At 71.0% G+C, this 22,888-nt stretch carries 15 protein-coding genes; 9 read left to right on the top strand and 6 right to left on the bottom strand.

Annotated features, from left to right (window positions below):
• Window positions 1-58 precede the first annotated feature (58 nt).
• The 3 genes from gltB (at window position 59) to ACGFIA_RS08655 (ending at window position 6,912) form a co-directional block, all read left to right on the top strand.
• Window positions 59-4,723: a glutamate synthase large subunit gene (gltB, locus tag ACGFIA_RS08665; RefSeq protein WP_357380881.1), complete on the top strand. Its 4,665-nt coding sequence runs from the start codon at window positions 59-61 to the stop codon at window positions 4,721-4,723.
• Entirely contained in the window at window positions 4,716-6,221 is a 1,506-nt protein-coding gene (locus tag ACGFIA_RS08660; RefSeq protein ID WP_357380883.1) for a glutamate synthase subunit beta, read from the top strand. The genes gltB and ACGFIA_RS08660 overlap by 8 nt, the downstream gene beginning before the upstream one ends.
• A gap of 163 nt (window positions 6,222-6,384) precedes the next feature.
• Window positions 6,385-6,912 carry a hypothetical protein gene (locus tag ACGFIA_RS08655; protein WP_357380885.1) on the top strand — a complete coding sequence of 176 codons (528 nt, stop codon included), beginning with the start codon at window positions 6,385-6,387 and terminating at the stop codon, window positions 6,910-6,912.
• A gap of 52 nt (window positions 6,913-6,964) precedes the next feature.
• On the opposite strand, the gene ACGFIA_RS08650 is transcribed toward ACGFIA_RS08655, so the two are convergent.
• The gene (locus tag ACGFIA_RS08650; RefSeq protein WP_393259264.1) at window positions 6,965-8,500 is read right to left on the bottom strand and encodes a M1 family metallopeptidase; all 1,536 of its coding nucleotides are present in this window, start codon (window positions 8,498-8,500) and stop codon (window positions 6,965-6,967) included.
• A gap of 197 nt (window positions 8,501-8,697) precedes the next feature.
• Between ACGFIA_RS08650 and ACGFIA_RS08645 the strand changes: the two genes are divergently transcribed.
• From ACGFIA_RS08645 to ACGFIA_RS08625, 5 genes are all read left to right on the top strand, one after another.
• Window positions 8,698-9,483, top strand: a complete 786-nt coding sequence (locus ACGFIA_RS08645; RefSeq protein ID WP_393259262.1) for an SGNH/GDSL hydrolase family protein — start codon at window positions 8,698-8,700, stop codon at window positions 9,481-9,483.
• Window positions 9,484-9,596: 113 nt separating this feature from the next.
• Window positions 9,597-12,275: a hypothetical protein gene (locus ACGFIA_RS08640; protein ID WP_393259260.1), complete on the top strand. Its 2,679-nt coding sequence runs from the start codon at window positions 9,597-9,599 to the stop codon at window positions 12,273-12,275.
• 176 nt (window positions 12,276-12,451) lie between these two features.
• Window positions 12,452-15,943, top strand: a complete 3,492-nt coding sequence (locus tag ACGFIA_RS08635) for a DEAD/DEAH box helicase family protein (RefSeq protein ID WP_393259258.1) — start codon at window positions 12,452-12,454, stop codon at window positions 15,941-15,943.
• Window positions 15,940-17,472, top strand: coding sequence for a restriction endonuclease subunit S (locus ACGFIA_RS08630; protein ID WP_393259256.1), 1,533 nt, complete (start codon window positions 15,940-15,942; stop codon window positions 17,470-17,472). The genes ACGFIA_RS08635 and ACGFIA_RS08630 overlap by 4 nt, the downstream gene beginning before the upstream one ends.
• Window positions 17,469-18,971, top strand: a complete 1,503-nt coding sequence (locus ACGFIA_RS08625) for an N-6 DNA methylase (RefSeq protein ID WP_393259254.1) — start codon at window positions 17,469-17,471, stop codon at window positions 18,969-18,971. Before ACGFIA_RS08630 ends, ACGFIA_RS08625 begins: the two co-directional genes overlap by 4 nt.
• A gap of 11 nt (window positions 18,972-18,982) precedes the next feature.
• Here ACGFIA_RS08625 and ACGFIA_RS08620 read toward each other — a convergent pair whose 3' ends face one another.
• Window positions 18,983-19,222 carry a hypothetical protein gene (locus ACGFIA_RS08620; RefSeq protein ID WP_393259334.1) on the bottom strand — a complete coding sequence of 80 codons (240 nt, stop codon included), beginning with the start codon at window positions 19,220-19,222 and terminating at the stop codon, window positions 18,983-18,985.
• Between the two features lie 26 nt (window positions 19,223-19,248).
• Window positions 19,249-19,611 (bottom strand): hypothetical protein, encoded by a 363-nt coding sequence (locus ACGFIA_RS08615; protein ID WP_393259252.1) that lies wholly within the window; start codon window positions 19,609-19,611, stop codon window positions 19,249-19,251.
• Window positions 19,612-19,818: 207 nt separating this feature from the next.
• On the opposite strand from ACGFIA_RS08615, the gene ACGFIA_RS08610 reads away from it, so the two are divergent.
• Window positions 19,819-20,076 (top strand): winged helix-turn-helix domain-containing protein, encoded by a 258-nt coding sequence (locus tag ACGFIA_RS08610; RefSeq protein WP_355096561.1) that lies wholly within the window; start codon window positions 19,819-19,821, stop codon window positions 20,074-20,076.
• Window positions 20,077-20,105: 29 nt separating this feature from the next.
• Here the strand turns inward: ACGFIA_RS08610 and ACGFIA_RS08605 are convergent, their stop codons facing one another.
• The 3 genes from ACGFIA_RS08605 to ACGFIA_RS08595 all read right to left on the bottom strand — a co-directional run bounded on the left by ACGFIA_RS08605 (window position 20,106) and on the right by ACGFIA_RS08595 (window position 22,834).
• Complete coding sequence (locus tag ACGFIA_RS08605) at window positions 20,106-20,687, bottom strand: Fic/DOC family protein (RefSeq protein ID WP_393259250.1); 582 nt, start codon at window positions 20,685-20,687, stop codon at window positions 20,106-20,108.
• On the bottom strand, window positions 20,684-21,271 hold the full coding sequence (locus ACGFIA_RS08600; RefSeq protein ID WP_393259248.1) for a Panacea domain-containing protein: 588 nt from the start codon (window positions 21,269-21,271) through the stop codon (window positions 20,684-20,686). Before ACGFIA_RS08600 ends, ACGFIA_RS08605 begins: the two co-directional genes overlap by 4 nt.
• 150 nt (window positions 21,272-21,421) lie before the next feature.
• Window positions 21,422-22,834 carry an alkaline phosphatase PhoX gene (locus ACGFIA_RS08595; RefSeq protein ID WP_393259246.1) on the bottom strand — a complete coding sequence of 471 codons (1,413 nt, stop codon included), beginning with the start codon at window positions 22,832-22,834 and terminating at the stop codon, window positions 21,422-21,424.
• Between the last annotated feature and the right edge of the window lie 54 nt (window positions 22,835-22,888).

Genomic DNA, 22,888 nt, shown 5'->3' with positions numbered 1-22,888 from the left:
CGCAGAGGGCCGACGTCGTCCCCGTCATGATCCATCCTGAGTGACGACAGGAGGCCCGGTGGCCTTTCCGTACCCTCACAGCCCGCAGTCGGCCCCGCAGACCGGGCTCTACGACCCCGCGTACGAGCACGACGCCTGTGGCGTGGCCTTCGTGGCCGACCTGCACGGGCGGCGCTCGCACCAGGTCGTCGCGAACGGCCTCGGGGCGCTGTGCCGGCTGGACCACCGGGGCGCCCGGGGCGCGGAGCACAACACCGGCGACGGCGCCGGCATCATGATCCAGGTGCCGGACGCGTTCCTGCGCGCCACCGTCGACTTCCCGCTGCCCCCGGCCGGCCAGTACGCCACCGGTCTGGTGTTCCTGCCCGACGACGACGCGGCCGAGGCCCGCGCCCGCCGGGTGGTCGACAAGTACGCGCTGGTCGAGGGCGCCGACGTGCTCGGCTGGCGGGAGGTGCCGACCGACGCGTCCGGCCTGGGGGAGACCGCGCTCGCGGCGATGCCCCGGGTCCGGCAGCTGTTCGTGGCCGCGCGCCGGCTGACCGATTCGCCGGCCGGCCCGGCCGGCTCCCCGCTGACCGGGCTCGACCTGGACCGGGTGGCGTTCTGCCTGCGCAAGCAGGTCGAGCGGGAGACCGCCGAGCGGGGCGTGCCGGCCTACTTCCCGTCGCTGTCCGGCCGCACCATGGTGTGGAAGGGCATGCTCACCCCGGACCAGCTCCCGGCGTTCTACCCGGAGCTGACCGACGAGCGGGTGGTCAGCGCCATCGCGCTGGTGCACTCGCGCTTCTCCACGAACACGTTCCCGTCCTGGCCGCTGGCGCACCCGTACCGGTTCATCGCGCACAACGGCGAGATCAACACGATCCGGGGCAACCGGAACTGGATGCAGGCCCGCGAGGCGCTGCTGCGCAGCCCGAGCATCCCGGGCAACATCCGCCGGGTCTTCCCGGTGTGCACCCCGGCGGCGTCCGACTCGGCCAACTTCGACGAGGTGCTGGAACTGCTGCACCTGGCCGGACGGAGCCTGCCGCACGCGGTGCTCATGATGATCCCCGAGGCGTGGGAGAACGACCCGGACATGCGCGCCGACAAGCGCGCGTTCTACCGCTTCCACGCCAGCCTGATGGAGCCGTGGGACGGCCCGGCGTCCGTCGCGTTCACCGACGGCGAGATCGTCGGCGCGGTGCTGGACCGCAACGGCCTGCGCCCGGGCCGCTGGTGGCACACCGCCGACGGCCTGGTGGTGCTGGGCAGCGAGGCGGGTGTGCTCGACCTGGACCCGGCCAGCGTGGTCGCGAAGGGCCGGCTCCAGCCGGGCAAGATGTTCCTGGTCGACACCGTCAACGGCCGGATCGTCTCCGACGACGAGATCAAGACCGAGCTGGCCGCCGAGCAGCCGTACCAGGAGTGGCTGCACGCCGGCCTGATCGAGCTGGACGACCTTCCGCCGCGCGAGCACACCGTCTACACCCACGACTCGGTACGCCGCCGCCAGCAGACGTTCGGCTACACCGAGGAGGAGCTGAAGATCCTGCTCGGCCCGATGGCCCGCAGCGGCGCGGAGCCGATCGGCTCGATGGGCACCGACACGCCGATCGCCCCGCTGTCGACCCGGCCGCGGCTGCTCTACGACTACTTCCACCAGCTCTTCGCCCAGGTCACCAACCCGCCGCTGGACGCCATCCGGGAGGAGCTGGTGACCAGCCTGGCGTCCACGATCGGGCCGGAGGGAAACCTGCTCGACCCGGGGCCGGCGAGCTGCCGGCAGATCGTGCTGCCGTACCCGGTGATCGACAACGACGAGCTGGCCAAGATCCTGTCCATCGACGAGGACGGCGACCTGCCCGGCTTCAAGGCGGTCCGGGTGTCCGGCCTGTACCGGATCCGTGACGGCGGCGCCGGCATCAAGGCCCGGCTGACCGAGATCTGCCGGCACGTCTCCGAGGCGATCGAGGACGGCGTGCGCATCCTGGTGCTCTCCGACCGGGACTCCAACGCCGACCTGGCGCCGATCCCGTCGCTGCTGCTCACCGCCGCGGTGCACCAGCACCTGGTCCGCGAGCAGACCCGCACCCAGGTGGCGCTGATCGTCGAGTCCGGCGACTGCCGCGAGGTGCACCACGCGGCGGTGCTGATCGGGTACGGCGCGGCGGCGGTCAACCCGTACCTGGCCTTCGAGTCGGTCGAGGACATGATCTCCACCGGCGTCCTGGCCGGCGTCGATCGGGTGAAGGCCGTCCGCAACTACGTCAAGGCGCTCGGCAAGGGCGTCCTGAAGATCATGTCCAAGATGGGCATCTCGACCGTGTCGTCCTACTGCGGCGCGCAGGTCTTCGAGGCCGTCGGCCTGGACACCCGCCTGGTCGACAGATACTTCCGGGGCACGCCGAGCACCATCGGCGGCATCGGCCTGGCCGAGATCCACGCCGAGGTCGCGGCCCGGCACGCGCGGGCCTGGCCGGCGCCGGGCGCGCAGGCCACCGACCGGCTGGAGGTCGGCGGCGAGTACCAGTGGCGCCGCGAGGGTGAGCTGCACCTGTTCAACCCGGAGACGGTCTTCCTGCTCCAGCACGCCACCCGCAGCCGCCAGTACGACGTGTTCCGGCAGTACACCGCCAAGGTCGACGAGCTGGCCGCGCGGGCGGGCTCGCTGCGCGGGCTGTTCACGCTGCGCACCGGCGTACGCCCGGCGGTGCCGCTGGACGAGGTCGAGCCGGCCACCGAGATCGTCAAGCGCTTCGCCACCGGCGCCATGTCGTACGGGTCGATCTCGGCGGAGGCGCACGAGACGCTCGCCATCGCGATGAACCGGCTCGGCGGCAAGTCCAACACCGGTGAGGGCGGCGAGGACGTCGAGCGGCTGCACGACCCGGCGCGGCGCTCGGCGGTCAAGCAGATCGCCAGCGGCCGGTTCGGCGTGACGAGCGAATACCTCGTCAACGCCGACGACCTCCAGATCAAGATGGCGCAGGGCGCGAAGCCCGGCGAGGGCGGGCAGCTGCCCGGCAACAAGGTCTGGCCGTGGATCGCCCGGACCCGGCACGCCACCCCCGGCGTGGGCCTGATCTCCCCGCCGCCGCACCACGACATCTACTCGATCGAGGACCTGGCCCAGCTCGTCCACGACCTGAAGTGCGTCAACCCGGCCGCCCGGGTGCACGTCAAGCTGGTCAGCGAGGTGGGCGTGGGCACCGTCGCGGCGGGCGTGGCCAAGCTCAAGGCCGACGTCATCCTGATCTCCGGACACGACGGCGGCACCGGCGCGTCCCCGCTCAACTCGCTCAAGCACGCCGGCACCCCGTGGGAGCTGGGCCTGGCCGAGGCGCAGCAGACGCTGCTGCTGAACAAGCTGCGTGACCGGGTGACGGTGCAGGTCGACGGTCAGCTCAAGACCGGCCGGGACGTGCTGATCGCGGCGCTGCTCGGCGCCGAGGAGTTCGGCTTCGCCACCGCGCCGCTGATCGTCGAGGGCTGCGTGATGATGCGCGTGTGCCACCTGGACACCTGTCCGGTCGGCATCGCCACCCAGAACCCGGTGCTGCGCGAGCGCTTCACCGGCAAGCCGGAGTTCGTGGAGAACTTCTTCCTGTTCCTCGCCGAGGAGGTCCGCGGCTACCTGGCCGAGCTGGGCTTCCGCAGCATCGACGAGGCGATCGGCCACACCGAGCTGCTCGACGTGGCCGGCGCGATCGACCACTGGAAGGGCCACGGGCTCGATCTGAGCCGCGTGCTGCACCTGCCGGAGCTGCCCGAGGGGGCGTCCCGCCGGGGCGTACGCGCGCAGGACCACGGCCTCGACGCGGCGCTGGACAACCGGCTCATCGAGCTGGCCGGGCCGGCGCTGCGCGACCGTACCCCGGTCCGGGTCGAGGTCGAGGTCCGCAACGAGCACCGCAGCGTCGGCGCGATGCTCGGCGGCGAGGTGACCCGCCGCTTCGGCGGCGCCGGCCTGCCCGACGACACAGTCGAGTTCCGGCTGCGCGGCACCGCCGGCCAGTCGTTCGGCGCGTTCCTGCCGCGCGGGGTCACGCTGCGCCTGTACGGCGACGCCAACGACTACGTCGGCAAGGGCCTGTCCGGCGGGCGGATCGTGGTGCGCCCGGACGCCGCCGCGCCGTTCGTCGGCGTGGACGCCACGCCGGGCCGCCGCGCCGAGGACCAGATCATCGCCGGCAACACCATCCTGTACGGCGCCACCGGCGGCGAGGTGTTCCTGCGCGGCCGGGTGGGGGAGCGGTTCGCGGTGCGCAACTCCGGCGCGGTGGCGGTGGTCGAGGGCCTCGGCGACCACGGCTGCGAGTACATGACCGGCGGCACCGTCGTGGTGCTCGGGCCGACCGGGCGCAACTTCGCCGCCGGCATGTCCGGCGGCACCGCGTTCGTGCACCGGCTCGACGAGCGGCTGGTGAACGCGGAGCTGGTCGACCTGTCGCCGCTGCGCGACGAGGAGCGCGACCGGCTGCACGAGCTGGTGCAGCGGCACTTCGCCGAGACGGACTCGGCGGTCGCCGAGGACCTGCTCAAGCGCTGGCCGCAGGCGGTGGAGGAGTTCACCGCCGTGGTGCCCCGGGACTACCGCCGGGTCATGGAGATCATGCGGGCCGCCGAAGCCGCCGGCCGAGACGTCGACGACGCGGTGATGAGCGCGCTCAGCGTGCCGTCGGCCGCGCCGGTACCGCCCGCGCCCCGGGCGGTCGCCCAGGAGGTGGCTCGTGCCTGACCCGAACGGTTTCCTGCGCTACGACCGGCGGCTGCCGGCCCGCCGTCCGGTGCCGGTGCGCATCTCCGACTGGCGGGAGGTCTACCCGCCGGCCGGTGAGGAGCTGATCCGCGAGCAGGCCACCCGGTGCATGGACTGCGGCATCCCGTTCTGCCACGACGGCTGCCCGCTGGGCAACCGCATCCCGGACTGGAACGACCTGGTCCGTACCGGCAACTGGGACGCCGCTGTGGAGTCGCTGCACGCCACTAACAACTTCCCCGAGTTCACCGGGCGGCTCTGCCCGGCGCCGTGCGAGGCGGCGTGCGTGCTCGGCCTGGGTGGCCAGCAGCCGGTCACCATCAAGCAGGTCGAGGTGGAGATCGCCGACGCGGCGGTGGCCCGCGACGGCCTGCGGCCCCGGCCCGCCTCCGCCCCGACCGGCCGGTCGGTGGCGGTCGTCGGCTCCGGCCCGGCCGGGCTGGCCGCCGCGCAGCAGCTGGCCCGCGCCGGTCACACGGTCACCGTGTACGAGCGCGACGACGCGATCGGCGGCCTGCTCCGCTACGGCATCCCCGACTTCAAGCTGGAGAAGCAGCACATCGACAGGCGGCTGGCCCAGCTCACCGCCGAGGGTGTGCGGTTCCGGACCGGCGTCGAGGTCGGCGTCGACGTGACCGCCGAGCAGATGCGCGCCGAGCACGACGCGGTGCTGCTCGCCTGCGGCGCGTTGCAGGGCCGGGACACCCCGGAGACGGCGGGCCGGGCCCTGCGCGGCGTGCACCAGGCGATGTCGCACCTGGTCGCCGCGAACCGGGTGGTGGCCGCTGCCGGGGACGGGCGGCCCGCGCTCGCCACGCTGCCCGACGGTACGCCGATCGACGCCGCCGGCAAGCACGTGGTGATCATCGGTGGTGGCGACACCGCCGCGGACTGCCTCGGCGTGGCGCACCGGCAGGGCGCGGCCGGCGTACACCAGCTCGACCTCTACCCGCAGCCGCCCACGGAGCGCGACGCGGAGCGCGACCCGTGGCCGACCTGGCCGTGGCTGCTGCGCAACTACCCGGCGCACGAGGAGGGCGGCGAGCGCGTCTTCGCGGTCGCCGTGCAGGAGTTCGTGGACGACGGCACCGGCCAGGTCCGCGCGGTCCGGATCGCCGAGGTGACAGTGGAGAAGGTGGACGGCCGGCGCATCGTCACGCCGCTGCCCGGCTCCGAGCGGGAGATCCCGGCCGACCTGGTGCTGCTCGCCATCGGCTTCGAGGGCACCGAGGAGCAGCCGCTGCTGGCCCAGTTCGGGGTGACCCGCAACGGCCGGGGCGCGATCGACTCCGGCCCCGACTGGCAGGCCGCCGACGGTGTCTTCGTCGCCGGTGACATGCACCGGGGCGCGTCGCTGATCGTCTGGGCGATCGCCGAGGGACGCGCCGCCGCGGCGGCGATCCACTCCTACCTGGGTGGGGTGGGCGACTTGCCCGCCCCGGTCGACCCGGCCCGCCAGCCGCTCGCCGCCAGGTGAAAGGAAGGGCCCCCTTTTAACGCCTCAGGTAGAGGAGGGGGCCCTTCTTAACACCCGCCGCCACCGCCGCGCGGCGCGGCGCCCGCGCGGCCGTCCGGGAGGGTGGCCCAGGTCATGCCGAACGGGGTCCCGACGGCACGACGACCGTCATTAGGCTGCGGCCATGGACGTCGAGGTACGCCTGCGGCGCATCCGCCGCTGGCTCTGGCTGGTGGTGGCGGGGCTCTTCCTCAGCGGGGTGACCGCGTTCCCGCTGGAGGTCGAGGTGCGCTGGCTGCTGGCGGCGACCGATCCGCTCGCCGGGCAGTTCCCGGCGCTTGTCGACTGGATCGAGCGGGTCCACGTCGGACTGGTGGCGGCCGGTGACGACTACCCGTTCCTGCGGTACGGCACCGACTGGCTGGCCTTCGCGCACCTGGTGCTCGCGGTGGCGTTCTGGGGGCCGCTGCGTGACCCGGTCCGCAACGTGTGGGTGGTCCAGGTCGGCATGATCGCCTGCGCCGGCATCGTGCCTCTGGCGGTGATCTGCGGCCCGATCCGGGACATCCCCTGGTTCTGGACGCTTGTCGACCTCTCGTTCGCGGTCGGCGCGTTCCCGCCGCTCTGGTTCGCCTACCGACACATCCGCGCGGTCGAGGCGGCGCAGCCCTGGACGGCGTCGGCCGCTGCACCGCTACCGACCGCCCGTTGACCGGCCGGCCGGGTCGCTCCCGCGATGGCAGAGCGGCCCGGCCGGCGCCCGGTCAGCGGCCGAGCAGGTCTTGCGCCGCGCGGATCTTCGTCCACGAGGCCGGCTGCGCCGGCGCGGCGCTCGTCCGCGCGGCGGTGGCCACGGTGGGCCGACCCGGCGTGAACAGCCAGGTGGTGAACACCGCGTCGAGATCCCGCCCGGAGATCCGCTCGGCGAGCGCCTGGAACTGCGCGACGGTGCCGTTGCCGTACTGCCGCTTGGCGGTCCAGGTACGCAGGATGCGGAAGAACGCGGCGTCGCCCACGGTGAGCCGGATCTGGTGCAGTGCCATCGCGCCCCGGTCGTATACCGCGTCGTCGAAGATCCCGCTCGGGCCCGGGTCGCCGGGGCGCACCTGCCAGAACTCGGAATCGGCCGGGTAGCTGTCGTAGGTGAAGTCGAACAGCTCCTGCGCGGTGCCCTCGCCCTGCTCCTCGGACCAGAGCCACTCGGCGTACGAGGCGAAGCCCTCGTTGAGCCAGATGTGCCGCCAGTCCGCCACCGACACCGAGTCGCCGAACCACTGGTGGGCGTTCTCGTGCACCACCACGTACGGGTTGGCGCCGCGTCGCCAGAAGCCGGGGCCGTACACCGGGCGGGTCTGCGTCTCCAGCGCGAAGCCGATGCCGTCGACCGGCCCGGCCACGCCGCCCTGCGCCTCGAACGGGTACGGGCCGAACAGCCCGCTCTCCCAGTCGACGATCTCGGCGGTGCGCTCGATGCTGGCCCGGGCGGCCGGCAGGCGCTCGCCGAGCGTGGTGCTGTACGCGTTCACCACCGGCTGCCCGTTCGGCGCGGTGTCGGTGACGATGTCGTACTGGCCGATGGCCAGGAACGCCTGGTACGTGGCGCCGGGCTTGACGCTGCGCCAGCTCCACCGGGTGCGGTTGCCGGCCTCGGGCAGCGGGTCGCGCGGCTGCACGCCGTTGCTGATCACCTCGACGCCGGTCGGCACCGAGACGGAGATGTCCCAGGTGGCCTTGTCCTTCGGGTGGTCGTTGCTCGGGAACCACCACCAGGCCGACTCGGGTTCGTTGACGGCGAGCGCCCCGTCGGCGGTACGGGTCCAGCCGGTGTAGCCGTAGACGGTGGTCTGCGACGGCACGCCGGCGTACTTCACCACGACGGTGAGCTGCTGGCCGGTGGTCAGCGGCCGGGCCGGGGTGATCACCAGCTCGTGGTCGCCGGCCCTGGTGAAGCCGGCGACCCACCCGTTCACCCGCACCGACTCGACGGCGAGCGCGAAGTCCAGGTTGAACCGGGACAGGTCCTTCGTGGCGGTGGCGAGGATCGTCGTGGTGCCGCTGAGCCGGTCGGTGGCCGGCTCGTAGCGCAGCCGGATGTCGTAGTGGCCGACGTCGTAGCCGCCGTTGCCGTAGTCGGGGAAGTAGCTGTCGCCCAGGCCGGGGCCGCCGGGCGTCGGGGTGGCCGCCGCGGTCTGCGGCCGGCCCCAGCCGGTGGGTGCGGCCTGGCCGGGTGCGCCGGTCACTGTGGTGCCGGCCGCGGTGAGGGTCAGGGCGGCGATGGCCGCCGTGAGTGCGCGTCGCACTGTGGGACTCCCTCCGTCGGGTGTCGTCACCGCCAACCTAATCGACAGATGTGAACATATCGCTCCCGTCCGGCCGATCTCGGCTATTCAATTTCGGCAAATGTTTCGATAGCATTACCGCCCAGTAACACCACCGATCCCTCGGCCACGCGCGCGGTCAACGGGCTCCACCACCCCCTGCCCCGTGGAGGTTCTGCATGTCCCGTCGCGTCCATACCGTGCTCGCCGCCGTCCTGGCGGCCGTGCTCGGCGCCGTGCTCCTGCCCGGCGCCGCCCGCGCGGCCACCGTCAACTACGTCGCCCTCGGCGACTCCTACTCCTCCGGCGTCGGCGCCGCCCCGTACGACCTGTCCACCTGCCTGCGCAGCCAGAAGTCGTACGCCCCGCTCTGGGCCGCCGCCCACTCGGTGACCAGCTTCAAGTTCCCGGCCTGCGGCGGCGCGGTCACCGCCGACGTGCTGAACAACCAGGTCGGCCAGCTCAGCAGCAGCACCACGCTGGTCACCATCACCATCGGCGGCAACGACGCCGGTTTCGCCGACGTGATGACCAGTTGCCGCTTCGGCAGCACGTCGAGCTGCGAGAGCGCCGTCAACGAGTCCAAGGCGTTCACCACCGCCACGCTGCCCGCCCGGCTCGACGCCACGTACACCGCGATCCGCAACCGGGCCCCGAACGCCCGGCTGGTGGTGCTCGGCTACCCGCGGCTGTTCGAGACCGGCTCCTGCGGCCTGCTCGCGATGAGCAGCTACAAGCGCACCATCCTCAACCAGGCCGCCGACACGCTCAACGGCGTCATCTCCGGCCGGGTCGCCGCCGCCGGGGGCACCTTCGTCGACGCGCGGCCGTTCTTCGCCGGGCACGGCGTGTGCGCCGCCGAGCCCTGGATCCGCGACGTCAGCGGCGTCATCGAGGCATACCACCCGAACGCCGACGGCTACCGCTACGGCTACCTGGCCGCGCTGACCGCCGCCATCGGCTGATCGGCGTGTGAGCAGAGGGCCCCGCTCGACATCCGTCCGTCGAGCGGGGCCCTCTGCCGGGTTGCGTCGAACGTCGACAATGGTGCGACACCGCATGTGACCCGGAGGTGACCATGCGTGAACCGGCGACCCGGCCGCGGCCGGTCCGTGAGCAACTCCCGGCCGGCGGCCCGGAACTGCTCACCCTGCTGGCCCGGCTGCTGCGGCGCCCCCGCCGCGGCGACCGCCGGCTTCCGCTGCTCTGGCTGGTCCGGCCCGCCGGGGACGGCGCCGTCGCGGCCCTGCTACGGCGTTTCGCGGCACGCCGGGCCGGGCGGCGGGTACCGCACGCGGTGCTGGACCTGACCGCCCGGCCCGACGGCGACGACGTCGCGGCCGTGCTGCGCGAGCTGCACCGGCAGCTCTCCGTGGAGGCGTTCGGCGCGCCCCGGCTGCGGTTCCGGCACTACCCGCTGGCCGACTGGCTGATGCACCAGACGCTCGCCGTGGACCTGGACGCGGCCGACAGCGGCCGGGCCGCGCTGGTCCGCCGGCTGCGGGACTGGCGAGGACGGCGGACCGGTGACGACCCCCAGGTCGGCGGTGACTCCGGCCTCGGCACCGCACTGCACCTGCTGCTCTGGCTGCTCTGGCGGGCCGTGCCCAGCGTCCTGTTCCGGATCGCCGTCTCCGGCCGGGTGCCGCTGGTGGGACGGCAGTACCGCTGGTTCATGCGTCAGCAGTACCTGGCGCCCCGGCAGTCGGTGACGTTCCTCGGCTTCGCCGAGCGGCTCACCGCCGGCTGGCGCGACGGCGAACACCCGGCCCAGGTGGAGAAGCTGCTGCTGCACGCGTTCCTGGAGGATTTGCGCCTGGCGTACCGGCGGCGGTTCTGGCGGCCCGGGGACTGGCGCCGCACCGCCTATCCGGTGCTGGTGCTCGACGGCGCGCGGCCGGACAACGTCGGGCACACGCTGGTCCGGCTCGTCGACGAGGTACGCAACGAGACCGGCCGCAACGACCCGCTGCTCGTCGTCGCGGTCGCCGCCGGCCCGCCGCCGGAACCGGCAGCGACCCGGCCGCTGGCCCAGGCCGAGGAGGCGTACGAGGAGTGGGCCGAGGCGCTGCCGGAGAACCGAAGGCTACGCCGCCCCGGCGCCTGGCTGATGCTGCTGGAGGCGGACGACCGGGACGTCGACGTCCCGGTGGGAGGCGTCCCGCCCGCCCTGGTCGCGCCCGACCCGCCCTGGTGGGCGCGGCGGTTCCTGCCCGCTGCGGTGGCCCTGGCGCTCGTCGCCGGGCTGGGCGTGTGGGCGCACGGGCGGTGGGCGCCGGACTGCCGCCCCTGGCCCGCCGACCGGGTCGCCGTCCGGCTCGTGGGCGGGGAGTGCGTCGGCTACAGCGACACCGCCGGGCAGGTCTTCAACAGCGAACCCGGGCAGGACCGGCTGCGCGCCGTGCAGCGGCGCATCTTCGCCCAGAACCGGGCCGCCGAGGAGGTGTGGCGGCGCAGCGAGCACCGCCGCCCCTACCTGACGCTTGTCTACCTGGGCAGCCTCACCGGCAACCGGACCCGCGCGGACGAGGAGTCCTACGTCTCCGAGCGGGAGGAGCTGGAGGGCATGGCCACCGCCCAGTACGCCCTGCTCCAGGAGTCGGCGGCGGCGGACGACGCGGCGCTGCTGCACATCGTGGTGGCGAACGCCGGGCGGCAGATGCGGCACGCCGACGACGCGGTACGGATGCTGGAGGGGCTGGCCCGCGACGACCCCACAGTGCTCGGCGTGGTCGGGCTGGTGGACAGCCGCACCAGCACGGCGGCGGCGCTGCGCGAACTCAACCGGGTCGGCCTGCCGGTGCTCGCCCCCACGCTGTCGGCCGACCGGATGGACGCCAACTCCAGCCTCTACCTGGCCATGTCGGCGCCGAACCGGGACCAGGCCCGGATGGTCGAGGCGTACGCCCGGCAGGTGCTGCGGGTGGGGGAGGCGCACGTCTACTGGACCACCGGCGAGGGCAGCTCGCTCACCGACGACCTCTACGTCGCCACCCTCGTCGACGGCCTGCGGGAGCGCTTCGGCGACCGGATCACCCGGCTCGACGAGTGGCGCAGCGGGCGGCGGCTCACCCAGGAGTGCGGCTACCCGGGGATGCTCTTCTTCGCCGGCCGCTGGTCGGAGTTCGACGGGTTCATGCGCGCGCTCAAGGAGTGCGGCGCGAACCCGCCCCGGCACCTGGTCGCCGACGACTCGGTGAACCGCTTCATGGCCAACCCGGGGCTGCGCGCCAGCGCGCCGGGCAACCTGCCGGTCACGTACGTGTCGAAGGCAGCGCTGGCCACGTGCGCGTCGCTGCGGACCGCGCAGGCCGGGCGCGACGACGCCCGGGGCAGTTTCCTCACCTGGATCGGCGCGGACGGCCTGCTCGACCCGCCCCGCTGCCGCGCCGGGGCCGGCCCGCCGGTCGGCGAGCGGGTCAGCCTGTCCTACGACGCCACGATGATGACGGTACGCGCGCTGGAGAGCCTCGCCGCCCGTCTGCGCCACGCCGACACCGGCCGCCGCTGGGAACCCCGCTCGGTCAACCCGGTCGGGGTGCACGCCGAGGTGTTGCGGCAGAACGCCGCCGGCGGCTACCCGGGGGTCAGCGGCCTCATCCGGTACGCCCCGGACTCCGGTGAACCGGTCGCGAAGCGGCTGGCGCTGCTCACCGTCGCGAAGGTGCCCGACGTGGACGCCGCCCCGGTCGAGGTGTTCCACTGCGGTGTCGCCGACACCGGCCCCGACCCCGGCTGCCGGGTCGCACCACGCTAGGACAGATCTTGGTACGCGCACGCCCCGCAAGGGGCGTCCCCGTACCAAGATCCACGGGAACGAAGGGTTCAGCGGATTCTGTCGGATACCTGATTCCGGCGCTCGACTGTGCTGCGTGAAGCATCGATCGTTCCTATCCTGACGTGTTCATTCCCCGGCGACGCGCGTGGAGAGCTGTGGATCAGCGACAGGTACGACGGCTGGCGGAGCAGTCCGCCAACTTCGGATTCCTCAAGGATCATCCGCTCCTGGTCTGGTACGGCGCCGGCGCCGAACTGCTCGTGTATGCCGACGCGCAGGCGGCGATGTTCAAGCTCCGCGCCTTCGGCGACGAGCTGGCGAAGGACCTGGTGCGCCGCACCGACGCACGGCCGCAGTCGGAGAAGTTCTTCCACCGGGTGCAGGCGCTCCAGGCCAACGGCACTCTCGTCCCGGAGATCTACCGCGCGTTCGACCGGCTGCGTGACCAGGGCAACCGCGCCGTACACGATCATCTGGGTGAGGTGCGCGCGGCGCTGGAGCTGCTGCGGACCTGCTTCGAGTTGGGCGTCTGGTTCCACCGCGCGCTGACCGGCGACCGCTCGCCGATCGGCTTCGTCCCGCCCACGCCGCCTCCCCAACAGGTGCCCCAGAGCGTCGCCGACGCGCTCGCGGCCGAGCTTGAGCGCTACAAGAACGAGCTGGCGCAGACCAAGCTGTTGCTCGACGGCAAGCTGTCCCTGGTGCAGGCCCAGGCCGACGCGCAGGCGGCGGCGGAACAGGCGGTGCGCGCGGCGAGCGCCCGCCAGGGCGAGGCCGCCGCCCTGGTGGCGAGCCTGGAGCCGGCGGCGCACGAGGCGCAGCGGGCCGCCGAGCAGCGGAAGCCGGAACGGGTCTCCGCCGCCCGGCGGGAGGAGTTCATCGCCCGTGCCCGCCGCGCCTCCCGCGAACCACTAAACGAGGTGCAGACCCGGGCCGAGATCGACAGGCAGTTGCGGGCCGCCGGTTGGGTGGTGCAGGACGAGAACCAGATCAACCTGTTCGCGGCCACCGGCGTCGCCGTCCGCGAGGTGACGCTCGCCAGCGGGCGAGCCGACTACCTGCTCTACGTCGACCAGCGGCTGGTCGGGGTGATCGAGGCGAAGCGGGAGGGTACCGCCCCGCGCGGAGTGGAGGCGCAGCTCGACCGCTACCTGAACGGGCTGACCCCGGCGCAGAAGCTCAGCGCCTGGCGGCGGGACGAGCCGTTGCCGTTCGGGTACGTCGCCACCGGCACGGAGACCGCCTTCGTCAACCGGCTGGACCCGTTTCCGCGTACCCGGGAGGTCTTCGCCTTCCACCAGCCGACGACCCTCGCCCGGTGGATGCGGGAGGCCGACGACCACCGAGCCGCGCCGACGCTGCGGGCCCGGTTGCGGCGGATGCCGGCGCTGGACCGGCTCGGTCTGCGACCGGCCCAGGTCGACGCCGTCGCAGGACTGGAGCGATCGCTTGCCGAGGACCGCCCGCGGTCGCTGATCCAGATGGCGACCGGTGCGGGCAAGACCTTCACCGCGGTGACCGCCAGCTACCGGCTCCTCAAGCACGCCCGCGCCGCCCGGATCCTCTTCCTGGTCGACCGCAACAACCTCGGCAAGCAGACGCTGCGGGAGTACGCCGGTTATCAGGCTCCCGACGACGGGCGTAAGTTCACCGACCTCTACAACGTCGACCGGCTCTCCGGCACCGGCATGCTCGACTCGTCCGCCGTGGTCATCTCCACCATCCAGCGCCTCTACGGCGCGCTGCGTGGCGTCGAGCTGCCCGATGTCGACCTGGACGACCGCGACTACGACAGCTACGACCTGGACGAGCCGGCCGAGGTGGCCTACAACCCGCAGCTCCCGCCGGAGACGTTCGACCTGATCGTGGTGGACGAGTGCCACCGCTCGATCTACGGCAAGTGGCGGGCGGTCATCGAATACTTCGACGCGTTCGTGGTCGGGCTGACCGCCACGCCGGTCAAGCAGACACTCGGCTTCTTCCAGCAGAACCTGGTGTCCGAGTACACATACGAGCAGGCCGTCGCCGACGGGGTCAATGTCGACTTCGACGTCTACCGGATCAAGACGGAGATCACCGAGAGCGGTGCGGACATCGAGGCCGGCACCGTCGTGCCGCTGCGGGACCGGCGGACCCGCGCCGAGCGCTACCAGGAGCTGGAGGACGACTTCACGTACGGCGGCAGCCAGGTCGGCCGGTCGGTGATCTCGAAGGGCCAGCTCAAGCTGGTGCTGGAGACGTTCCGAGACAAGCTCTTCGAGGAGATCTTCCCGGGTCGCTCGACGGTGCCGAAGACGCTGATCTTCGCGCGGGACGACAACCACGCCGAGGAGATCGTGCAGATGGTCCGGCTCGTGTTCGGCCGGGGCAACGACTTCGTCAAGAAGATCACGTACGCCTCGCGCCGCGAGGGCGACAACCCGGACACGCTGATCCAGGCGTTCCGCAACAGCCCGGAGCTGCGGATCGCGGTGACCGTGGACATGATCGCCACCGGCACCGACGTCCGGCCCCTGGAGTGCGTCTTCTTCCTGCGCCCGGTGCGCAGCTCCACCTACTTCGAGCAGATGAAGGGGCGCGGCGCCCGGACCATCGATGCCGCCGACTTCCAGGCCGTCACGCCGGACGCCGAGGTCAAGGACCGGTTCGTCATCGTCGACGCGGTCGGCGTCACCGAGGCCGACCTGGACGAGGCGGTCCCGCTGCAACGCCACACCGAACGGCAGATCTCGCTGCGCGACCTGCTCCGCAAGGCCGGCACGCTGACCGCCGACGCCGACGAGGTGGCCACGCTCGCCTCGCGGCTGTCCCGGCTCAACCACCAGCTCACCGACGACGAACGCGCCGAACTGGCCGACCTCGCCGGTCAGCCGCTCAAGGACATCGTGCGCGGCCTCACCGACGCGGTGGCCCCGGAACAGCTCAACCCGGCCACCCAGGCCGGCCCGGCTGCGGTGCGGGACCTGCTGGCCGGCGCGCTGCGCCCGCTCGCCGCGAACCCGCCGCTGCGGGAACGCATCCTGGAGATCCGCCGGGCACACGACATCACCATCGACGAGGTGAACACCGACCGCCTCATCTCGGCACAGGGCGTGCCGGCCGAGGAACGCGCCCAGGTCACCGTGAAGAGCTGGCACGACTACCTGGAGGAGCACCGCGACGAGATCACCGCGTTGCAGGTCTTCTACGAGGGCCGGGGCCGGGTGGGCTACGAGCAGCTCAAGGAGCTGGCCGCGCGGATCGCCCGGCCGCCGCAGGCGTGGACGCCCGAGTCGCTGTGGAAGTCGTACGTGCTGCTCGGGCGTACCGCCGAGGCCCCCGGCAACCGGGGCATCACCGACCTTGTCAGCCTCGTGCGGTATGAGTTGGGGCTGGACCAGGAGCTGCGCCCGTACCGCAGCCTGGTCGAGGAACGCTTCCGTGGGTGGCTGCTGCGACAGGAGCAGGCGGGCGCTACGTTCACTGCCGATCAGGCGTGGTGGCTGGAGAGGATCAAGGACGTGATAGTGGTCAGCGTGGAGATCAGCCCAGACGACCTGGAGGGCGCGCCGTTCACGGAGCGAGGCGGCATCGACGGGTACGCGGGCGCATTCGGTGAGCGCGCCGAACCACTGCTGACGGAGCTGAACGAGGAGCTGTCAGCATGACCGACCTGCCAGTCGGCTGGACCGCTGCAAGACTCGGCGATTTGGTAGCGATCAATCCGCGCAAATTCGACCAACAGCCAGGCGATGATGATCTCATCTCGTTGGTGCCGATGGCTGCTGTCGAGGCGGAGACGGGCCGCATGGACGTGTCTCAGGTAGTGGCATATGGCGAGGCCAAGAAGCGCTCGTTGACGCCATTTCAAGATGGCGATGTGCTGTTCGCTAAGGTAACCCCCTGCATGGAGAACGGCAAGGTTGCTGTGGCTCAGCACCTTGAGTCCGGTCGAGCCCTTGGAAGCACGGAACTTTTCGCTCTTCGCTCGGAGGGTGGGATTGACCCCCACTTCCTTGCGTACTACCTCCTGTGGCCGTCGTTTCGCAAAACCGCACAGAATTCCATGACCGGTGCGGTCGGGTTGCGAAGAGTCCCTAGGCGGTATCTAGAAAATTACTTGCTACCAGTTCCGCCTCTGTTGGAGCAGCGCCGCATTGTCGCCGTCCTTGAAGGTCACCTGCTTCGGCTTGCTTGTGCCGAGCAGGCGCTAACACAAGCAATGGCTCGCCAAACCCAATTCGTGCGGTCGGTGCACACCTTCGCGGTGCAGGGATCAGGCTTCGGGGATGCGCTCAGCGGGGAACTGTTCGCCGAGCAACTTCGGCGACGTCGACGAGAGGTCTGGTTGCAGGCCAATCCCTCCGGCGATTATAGAGACCCAGTTCTGCCTGACCTTTCGCTTTCGCCTCCATGTCCACCAGGTTGGTCAATATTGAGCCTGGAGGCAGTCACTGACCCTGTTAGGGTTATCCGTTATGGCATTCTTAAGCCCCGAGTGAGATCGCTCGGAGTGGTTCCCTACGTCGAGGTGAAGGATCTCGCGGGGGGATCGCTGAGTGGAAAGTCTTTGCACCTCACCAGCAGGGAGTTGGACGAAGCGTTTTCGGGTGCAAGAATTAAGCCCGGCGACATTGTCATGGCAGTGCGCGGTTCCTATGAACGCTCAGCTATTGTCCCGGCGGAAATTCCCTCCGCGAATATTAGCCGGGACGTGGCAAGGATTGCGCCACTCGACGGGGTTGATGCGGGGTACTTGCACAATTATCTACAGAGTGCATTCTCGCAGAATTACTTCAAGCGGCACGCGCGTGGCGTGGCCGTGAAGGGAGTGAATATCTCGACGTTGCGTCAGCTTCCTGTCGTTGTGCCTCCGCCGGAGAGGCAGGCGGCGCTGGTGGAAGATGCCGCAGGTCAACTCTTGGCTATCGAGCGCCTTGCGGTATCGCTTCGAGTCGCCAAGAAGCGCTCGCGAGCCCTGCGCGACTCACTGATGGCGCAGGCCTTCGCTGGGCGGCTCGTGCCGCAGGATCCAGACGACGAGCCGGCGACAGAGTTGCTTGGCCGGATTCGGGCCGAACGGGCAACCGCCGCGCCGAAGCAGAAAGCACGCGCCGCGCGTACCCGCAAAGAGCTGGCGGCACCGCCGACCAGGGTGACCGGCGACAACTATCAGCAGGAGGCGCTGCCGCTGTGAGCACTGTGGATTCGCGCCGTCTGGTGCGGAAGCTGTGGAACTACTGCGACGTGCTGCGCGACGACGGCGTCTCGACCATCGACTACGTGGAGCAGTTGACCTACCTGCTGTTCCTCAAGATGGCCGACGAGCGGGCACGTCGGCCCATGCGGCCCGAGAAGATCGTGCCCGACGAGTTGAGCTGGCAGACCCTCCTCGATGCCGAGGGCGACGCGCTGGAGGTGCAGTACCGGCACATCCTGACCGGGCTGGGCAAGGAGGGCGGCACCCTCGGCACCATCTTCCGCAAGGCGCAGAACAAGATTCAGGACCCGGCGAAGCTCAAGCGGCTGATCGTGGACCTGATCGGCAAGGAGTCCTGGTCGGGCACCGGCGTCGACGTCAAGGGCGACGCCTACGAGGAGTTGCTGGCCAAGGGCGCCGAGGACGCGAAGTCCGGCGCGGGCCAGTACTTCACGCCCCGCGCACTGACCGCCGCGATGGTCGACTGCATGTTGCCCACGCCGGACGACACAATCACCGACCCGGCCTGCGGCACCGGCGGCTTCCTGCTCGCCGCCTACGAGCACATTCAGCGGCACTACGGCGGCGCACTGACCCCCGACCAGCGGCGGCGGCTCGCCAATGGCGCGATCACCGGCACCGAGCTGGTCGACGGCACGGCCCGCCTGGCCGCCATGAACATGCTGCTGCACGGCATCGGCACGCCGAACGGGCCGTCGCTCATCACTGTCGGGGACGCACTCGGCAAGGAACCTGCCAGGCGGGTGAGCCTGGTGCTGGCCAACCCGCCGTTCGGTCGCAGCTCCTCGATTCGGGTCGTCGGTGAGGACGGCCGGTCCAGCCGCGAAGAACGCGAGATCGAGCGGGGCGACTTCTGGGCCACCACCGCCAACAAGCAGCTCAACTTCGTCCAGCACATTGCCTCGCTGCTGGAGATCGACGGTCGGGCAGCCGTCGTCCTGCCCGACAACGTGCTCTTCGAGGGCGGCGCGGGGGAGACGATCCGCCGCCGGCTGCTCAAGCAGTACGACCTGCACACCCTGCTGCGCCTGCCCACGGGCATCTTCTACGCGGGCGGTGTGAAGGCCAACGTGCTCTTCTTCGAGCGCAAGCGTGCCCGTGAACAGCCGTGGACCCAAAAGCTCTGGGTGTACGACTTCCGCACCAACCAGCACTTCACGCTGAAGCAGAACCCGCTGCGGCGCGAACACCTTCAAGACTTCGTCGACTGCTACCTGCCCGGCAAGGACCGCGCCGAGCGGGTAGAGACCGAGCGCTTCCGCGCGTTCTCGTACGACGAGTTGATCGCCCGGGACAAGGTCAACCTCGACATCACCTGGCTCAAGGACGCCTCGCTGGAGGATGCCGACTCGCTGCTGCCCCCCGAGGTGATCGCCCAGGAGATCGTCGACGACCTGCAAGCAGCTCTTGCGGAGTTCGCCGCCATCGTCGAAGCGCTCGGGTCGAGGTCGAAGGATCGAGCCGTGGAGGCGTAGCGCATCCGTCCTCAGGAGAGCGGCGGCGAGCGCAACGGAGCCCAGCCGACGAAGCGGGCGAACAGCGCCTGCGGGCTTGGGGCCTCGTGCGGGTTGAGGCGATGCAGCTCCTGAGCTGCGTCGTACAGTTGCCCGCACAGATAGACCGACAGGGCAAGCCGGTCACTCGCGTACTCGGCGAGCAGCGCCAGCCGGGCTTCCGCGCACGGCCACGGGTGAGCGCAGCGCCTGCAGATCCAGAGCGGTCGCATCGGTAGATGTGGACGGGTGCCGGTGCTCACGCCGGCACCCGTGTCCGCGTGGCCGTCCGAACACGGCGGCCGACGACCGCGCCTTCACTTGCCCCGCTGTCCAGCCAGCGCAGCCCGGCCGGCTGCACGAACAGCTCCCGCTTGGCGACCGCGTCGCCCTTGGTGTTCAGCTGGTACGCCTCGATCCACGTCCAGCCGTCGTACGTGTGGCGATCTCCGATCTCCCGGATCACGCGAACGGTGATCGGGCGACAGAACTGCACGCTCGCTGTGCGGTCGAGGCGGAGGAGATCTCCTGCCGTGATCGGACGAGCGCTCGGTGACGTCCTCGATGTCCCGCATCGAGGCGAAGGCTCATCGGCGGCTGCGGCGTCGGTGCGCTCGCCCATCGGGTCTCCCGTCGGTGCGACGTGCGGGTGACGAGTGCGCACGCTCGGCCGTCCGGGATGGTCGGCCGAGCGCTCTGCGCGGTGGGAACAGACCAGCTCCGGGTTTGCAGACCTGGGAGCCAGCCGTGCATGACCTTATATAACAGGTATCGATCATGCAAGGGTCGGACCGAACATTGCTTGCTATATAAAGTTTCACGTGATCGAATGGCCGGGCAGACCTGGGAGTTGTCCATGCCCGCCAAAGCGAAGTGGGCGCAGATCGCCGATGGCATCCGCGCCGATATTCAGTCCGGTGCGCTCGCGCCGGGCGACAAGTTGCCGTCGACCTCCGAGCTGTGTCATCAGCACGGCGTATCGGCCATTGTGGTGCGCCAAGCGATCAACGCCCTGAAGATTGAAGGCTTACTGGAAGGGGTGGGCGGCGTCGGTGTGTTCGTCGCGGAGCGCTCGACGTCTCATTGATTAGCGGGATGGTTCGGGTACCGGGGCCGTCAGCTGATCCGCCGGACGACCGGATCGAGCGCTGCCGTCAGGAGGTGCGTCTCGCCGGTGTTCAGGTGCTGGACGCAAGCGGCGATGTTGTCCGCCGCGTCGAGTTCCGACCAGTCGAGCAGGTAGCCGGCCGCGGCGCCGAGCTGGCGCAGGAAGGCGCGCAGGGTCCGTCCGTTGCCCTCCCGGAACGGATGGCAGACGTTCAGCTCCCCGTAGTAGTGGGCGAGCGACTCGACGAACGCCTCGCGCCTCAACCCGAGCAGGAAACCGTCCTCGGACAGTCCGGTGAGGACGGTACTCACCTGGTCGTCGATGAACCGCCAGTGGCAGAAACGGGCCCCGGGCTTGCTGATGTCGACCGTACGGGTCTGGCCCGCCCACTTATACAGGTCACCGAAGAGATGGCGGTGGAACGCCTGGAGGTGACCCAAACCGTAGTTGCCAGGGATGATGGTACGAGCGGCCTGCACGTCCCGGATCGAGACGAGGCGGAACTCGGCGTCGCGTAGGGCGGCGGCATCCCTCAGGCCCAACTTGTTGGCCAGGCAATCCGTACCCGGCCAGCAGTACGGATCGGTCATCCGCGCAGGCGGGCGATCTCTTCGGCGATCAGGTCCTCGGCGCTCACCAGACCTGAGGCCACATCGCGAAGGCGCTCCTGCCAGTCCTCGTCGAACTCCTCGCCCTCGATCGCGGCGTTCGCAGTGGCCAGGGCGACCGCTGTCTCCGTGCTCGCCATCTGCCTCGCGTAGTAGGTACGCATCAGGTCGACGTCGAGATGTTCGGAGGAACTGGCGGACTCGGGCAGCGCCCCCCGAGCGGCTCGCCAGGGCAACTCGTTGTGCGTCATGGTCGACAACTCAGCCGCCGAGAATTTTCCGTACTCGCGGGTGACCCAGCGGACACAGTCGAGCTGGGATTCGGTGAGCCGGGAGGCATCCCCGAGCGGCCAGTCCGACACGTAGAGCTGCTGGCGGTGCTGCCGGTAGAGCAGGGGGACGACAGGGCCTTCCCGCCAGGCCTCGATCGGCTCGGCGAACAGCGGTGCTCCGGTGCGGGCCAGGTGCCACCCCTGGCAGTAGTAGACGAGCTTCTCCAGCTTCATCGCCGTGACGCGACCAACCTCGGCGAGCACTGCCGCAGCGACGTCGTGTGCGTTGGCCATCGGGGGACACCTCCTTCATCGGCCCTGCTCAGAGCCTACCGACGATCCGCACGGCCAGGCGACCCGCAGAGCTGTGTCGAATGGGACGCCTTTCGCATACCGGCACTCCTCGGCCGGCGGTTCGCCCGGGAACCGCCGGCCGCCGCCGTCTCAGCGGTGCGCGTTACCCGGCCGCCCCCACGGTCCGATGATCGCGAACACGTACCCCGGCGACTGGATGTTGGCGAACAGCGTCCTCCCGTCCGCGCTGAACGTCGGCCCGGTGAACTCGCTGTCGTTCAGTTCGTTGCGCGCCAGCGGGTACGCCTTGCCCTGCTCGGTGACGCCGACCAGGTGCGACACGCCCTCGCCGTCCTCGGCCAGGATCACCCCGCCGTACGGCGAGACGGTGATGTTGTCCGGCCCGTCGTAGTTGCCGTGGTCGGCCTCCGGGTCGGTGTTCACCCCGAAGATGGTCTTCAGCGTGACGGTCTGCCGGCGCGGGTCGTAGAACCACACCTGCCCGTCGTGCTCGTTGGCGCTGCCGTCGTCGTGCCGCGCGTAGCTCGCCACGAAGTACGCGCCGCCGTCGCCCCACCAGGCACCCTCCAGCTTGCGGCTGCGGGTCACCTCGGCGTCGGTGAACTGCTTGCGTACCGACACGGTGCGGGCGTCCCGGTCGGGCACCTCCACCCACTCGACGCGGTAGCGGGTGCCCGGGGTGGTGGCCTCGGACAGGTCGGCCACGTGCGTGTCGCCGCGCAGGCAGCGCATCGCGGCGAGGCTGCCGGCGGTGCCGCCGTCGGGCCGCTGGGCCAGCGCCCGCAGCGCGCCCTTGCCGGCCCGGAAACCGGGCGGCGGCGTCCACCGGAAGTACAGGCCGTTCGGCCCGCTCGCGTCCTCGGTCAGGTAGATCGAGTGGGTGTACGGGTCGACGGCGACCGCCTCGTGGGAGTACCGCCCGAGGAACGTCAGCGGCACCGGGTCGGTGTTGGCGGACCGGTCGTGCGGGTCGACCTCGAAGACGTACCCGTGGTCCTTGAGGTATCGCCCACCGGCCCGCTGCTCGGTCTCCTCGCAGGTCAGCCACGTGCCCCACGGGGTGATGCCACCGGCGCAGTTGTTGTGCGTGCCGGCGACGCTCACGTACTCGCGCAGCCGCCGCCCGTGCCGGTCCACCTCGATGGTGGTGGTGCCGCCGCGGGCGCCCGGGTCGTAGGTGAGACCGGGCAGCGCCGGCACCGGGTACGGCTCGTCGCCGCCGATCTCGTGGTTGTTCACCAGCACCGAGCCGTGCGGGCCGCGGAAGCAGCCGGTGCCGTCCGCGTCGCTCGGCGTGGGCTGCCCGGACTCCAGCAGCGTCGCACCCGCCCGCGCGACGACCGTGTACGAGAACCCGGGCGGCAGCGCCAGCAGGCCGGCCGGGTCCGGCACCAGGTCGCCGTAGCCGACGGCGGGGCGGCACGCGGGCCGGGCCGCCGCCGGTCCGGCGATCGCCTCCAGACTGCCGGCCACCACGATGCCGAGTCCGCCGGCCACGCCGCCGCGCAGCAGGGACCGCCGGGGGAGAGGTGAGGAGGTCACGTCGTCGCCTTCCTGTGCGCACGGATGCCTGAGGGAAGGCAAGCCGGGCCGGGG

The sequence above is a fragment of the Micromonospora sp. NPDC049203 genome, from assembly GCF_043197215.1.
GTDB lineage: Bacteria > Actinomycetota > Actinomycetes > Mycobacteriales > Micromonosporaceae > Micromonospora.
Note: the sequence above shows the minus strand (reverse complement) of the source record. Positions and strands in the feature narration are given on the sequence as shown.

What these genes read in the sequence shown, in the direction of transcription:
- ACGFIA_RS08655 (WP_357380885.1), top strand. Translation starts at nt 6,385, where the DNA reads ATGGACGTCGAGGTACGCCTGCGGCGCATCCGCCGCTGGCTCTGGCTG.
- ACGFIA_RS08645 (WP_393259262.1), top strand. Translation starts at nt 8,698, where the DNA reads ATGTCCCGTCGCGTCCATACCGTGCTCGCCGCCGTCCTGGCGGCCGTG.
- ACGFIA_RS08640 (WP_393259260.1), top strand. Translation starts at nt 9,597, where the DNA reads ATGCGTGAACCGGCGACCCGGCCGCGGCCGGTCCGTGAGCAACTCCCG.
- ACGFIA_RS08630 (WP_393259256.1), top strand. Translation starts at nt 15,940, where the DNA reads ATGACCGACCTGCCAGTCGGCTGGACCGCTGCAAGACTCGGCGATTTG.
- ACGFIA_RS08620 (WP_393259334.1), bottom strand. Translation starts at nt 19,222, where the DNA reads ATGCGACCGCTCTGGATCTGCAGGCGCTGCGCTCACCCGTGGCCGTGC.
- ACGFIA_RS08615 (WP_393259252.1), bottom strand. Translation starts at nt 19,611, where the DNA reads ATGGGCGAGCGCACCGACGCCGCAGCCGCCGATGAGCCTTCGCCTCGA.
- ACGFIA_RS08610 (WP_355096561.1), top strand. Translation starts at nt 19,819, where the DNA reads ATGGCCGGGCAGACCTGGGAGTTGTCCATGCCCGCCAAAGCGAAGTGG.
- ACGFIA_RS08605 (WP_393259250.1), bottom strand. Translation starts at nt 20,687, where the DNA reads ATGACCGATCCGTACTGCTGGCCGGGTACGGATTGCCTGGCCAACAAG.
- ACGFIA_RS08600 (WP_393259248.1), bottom strand. Translation starts at nt 21,271, where the DNA reads ATGGCCAACGCACACGACGTCGCTGCGGCAGTGCTCGCCGAGGTTGGT.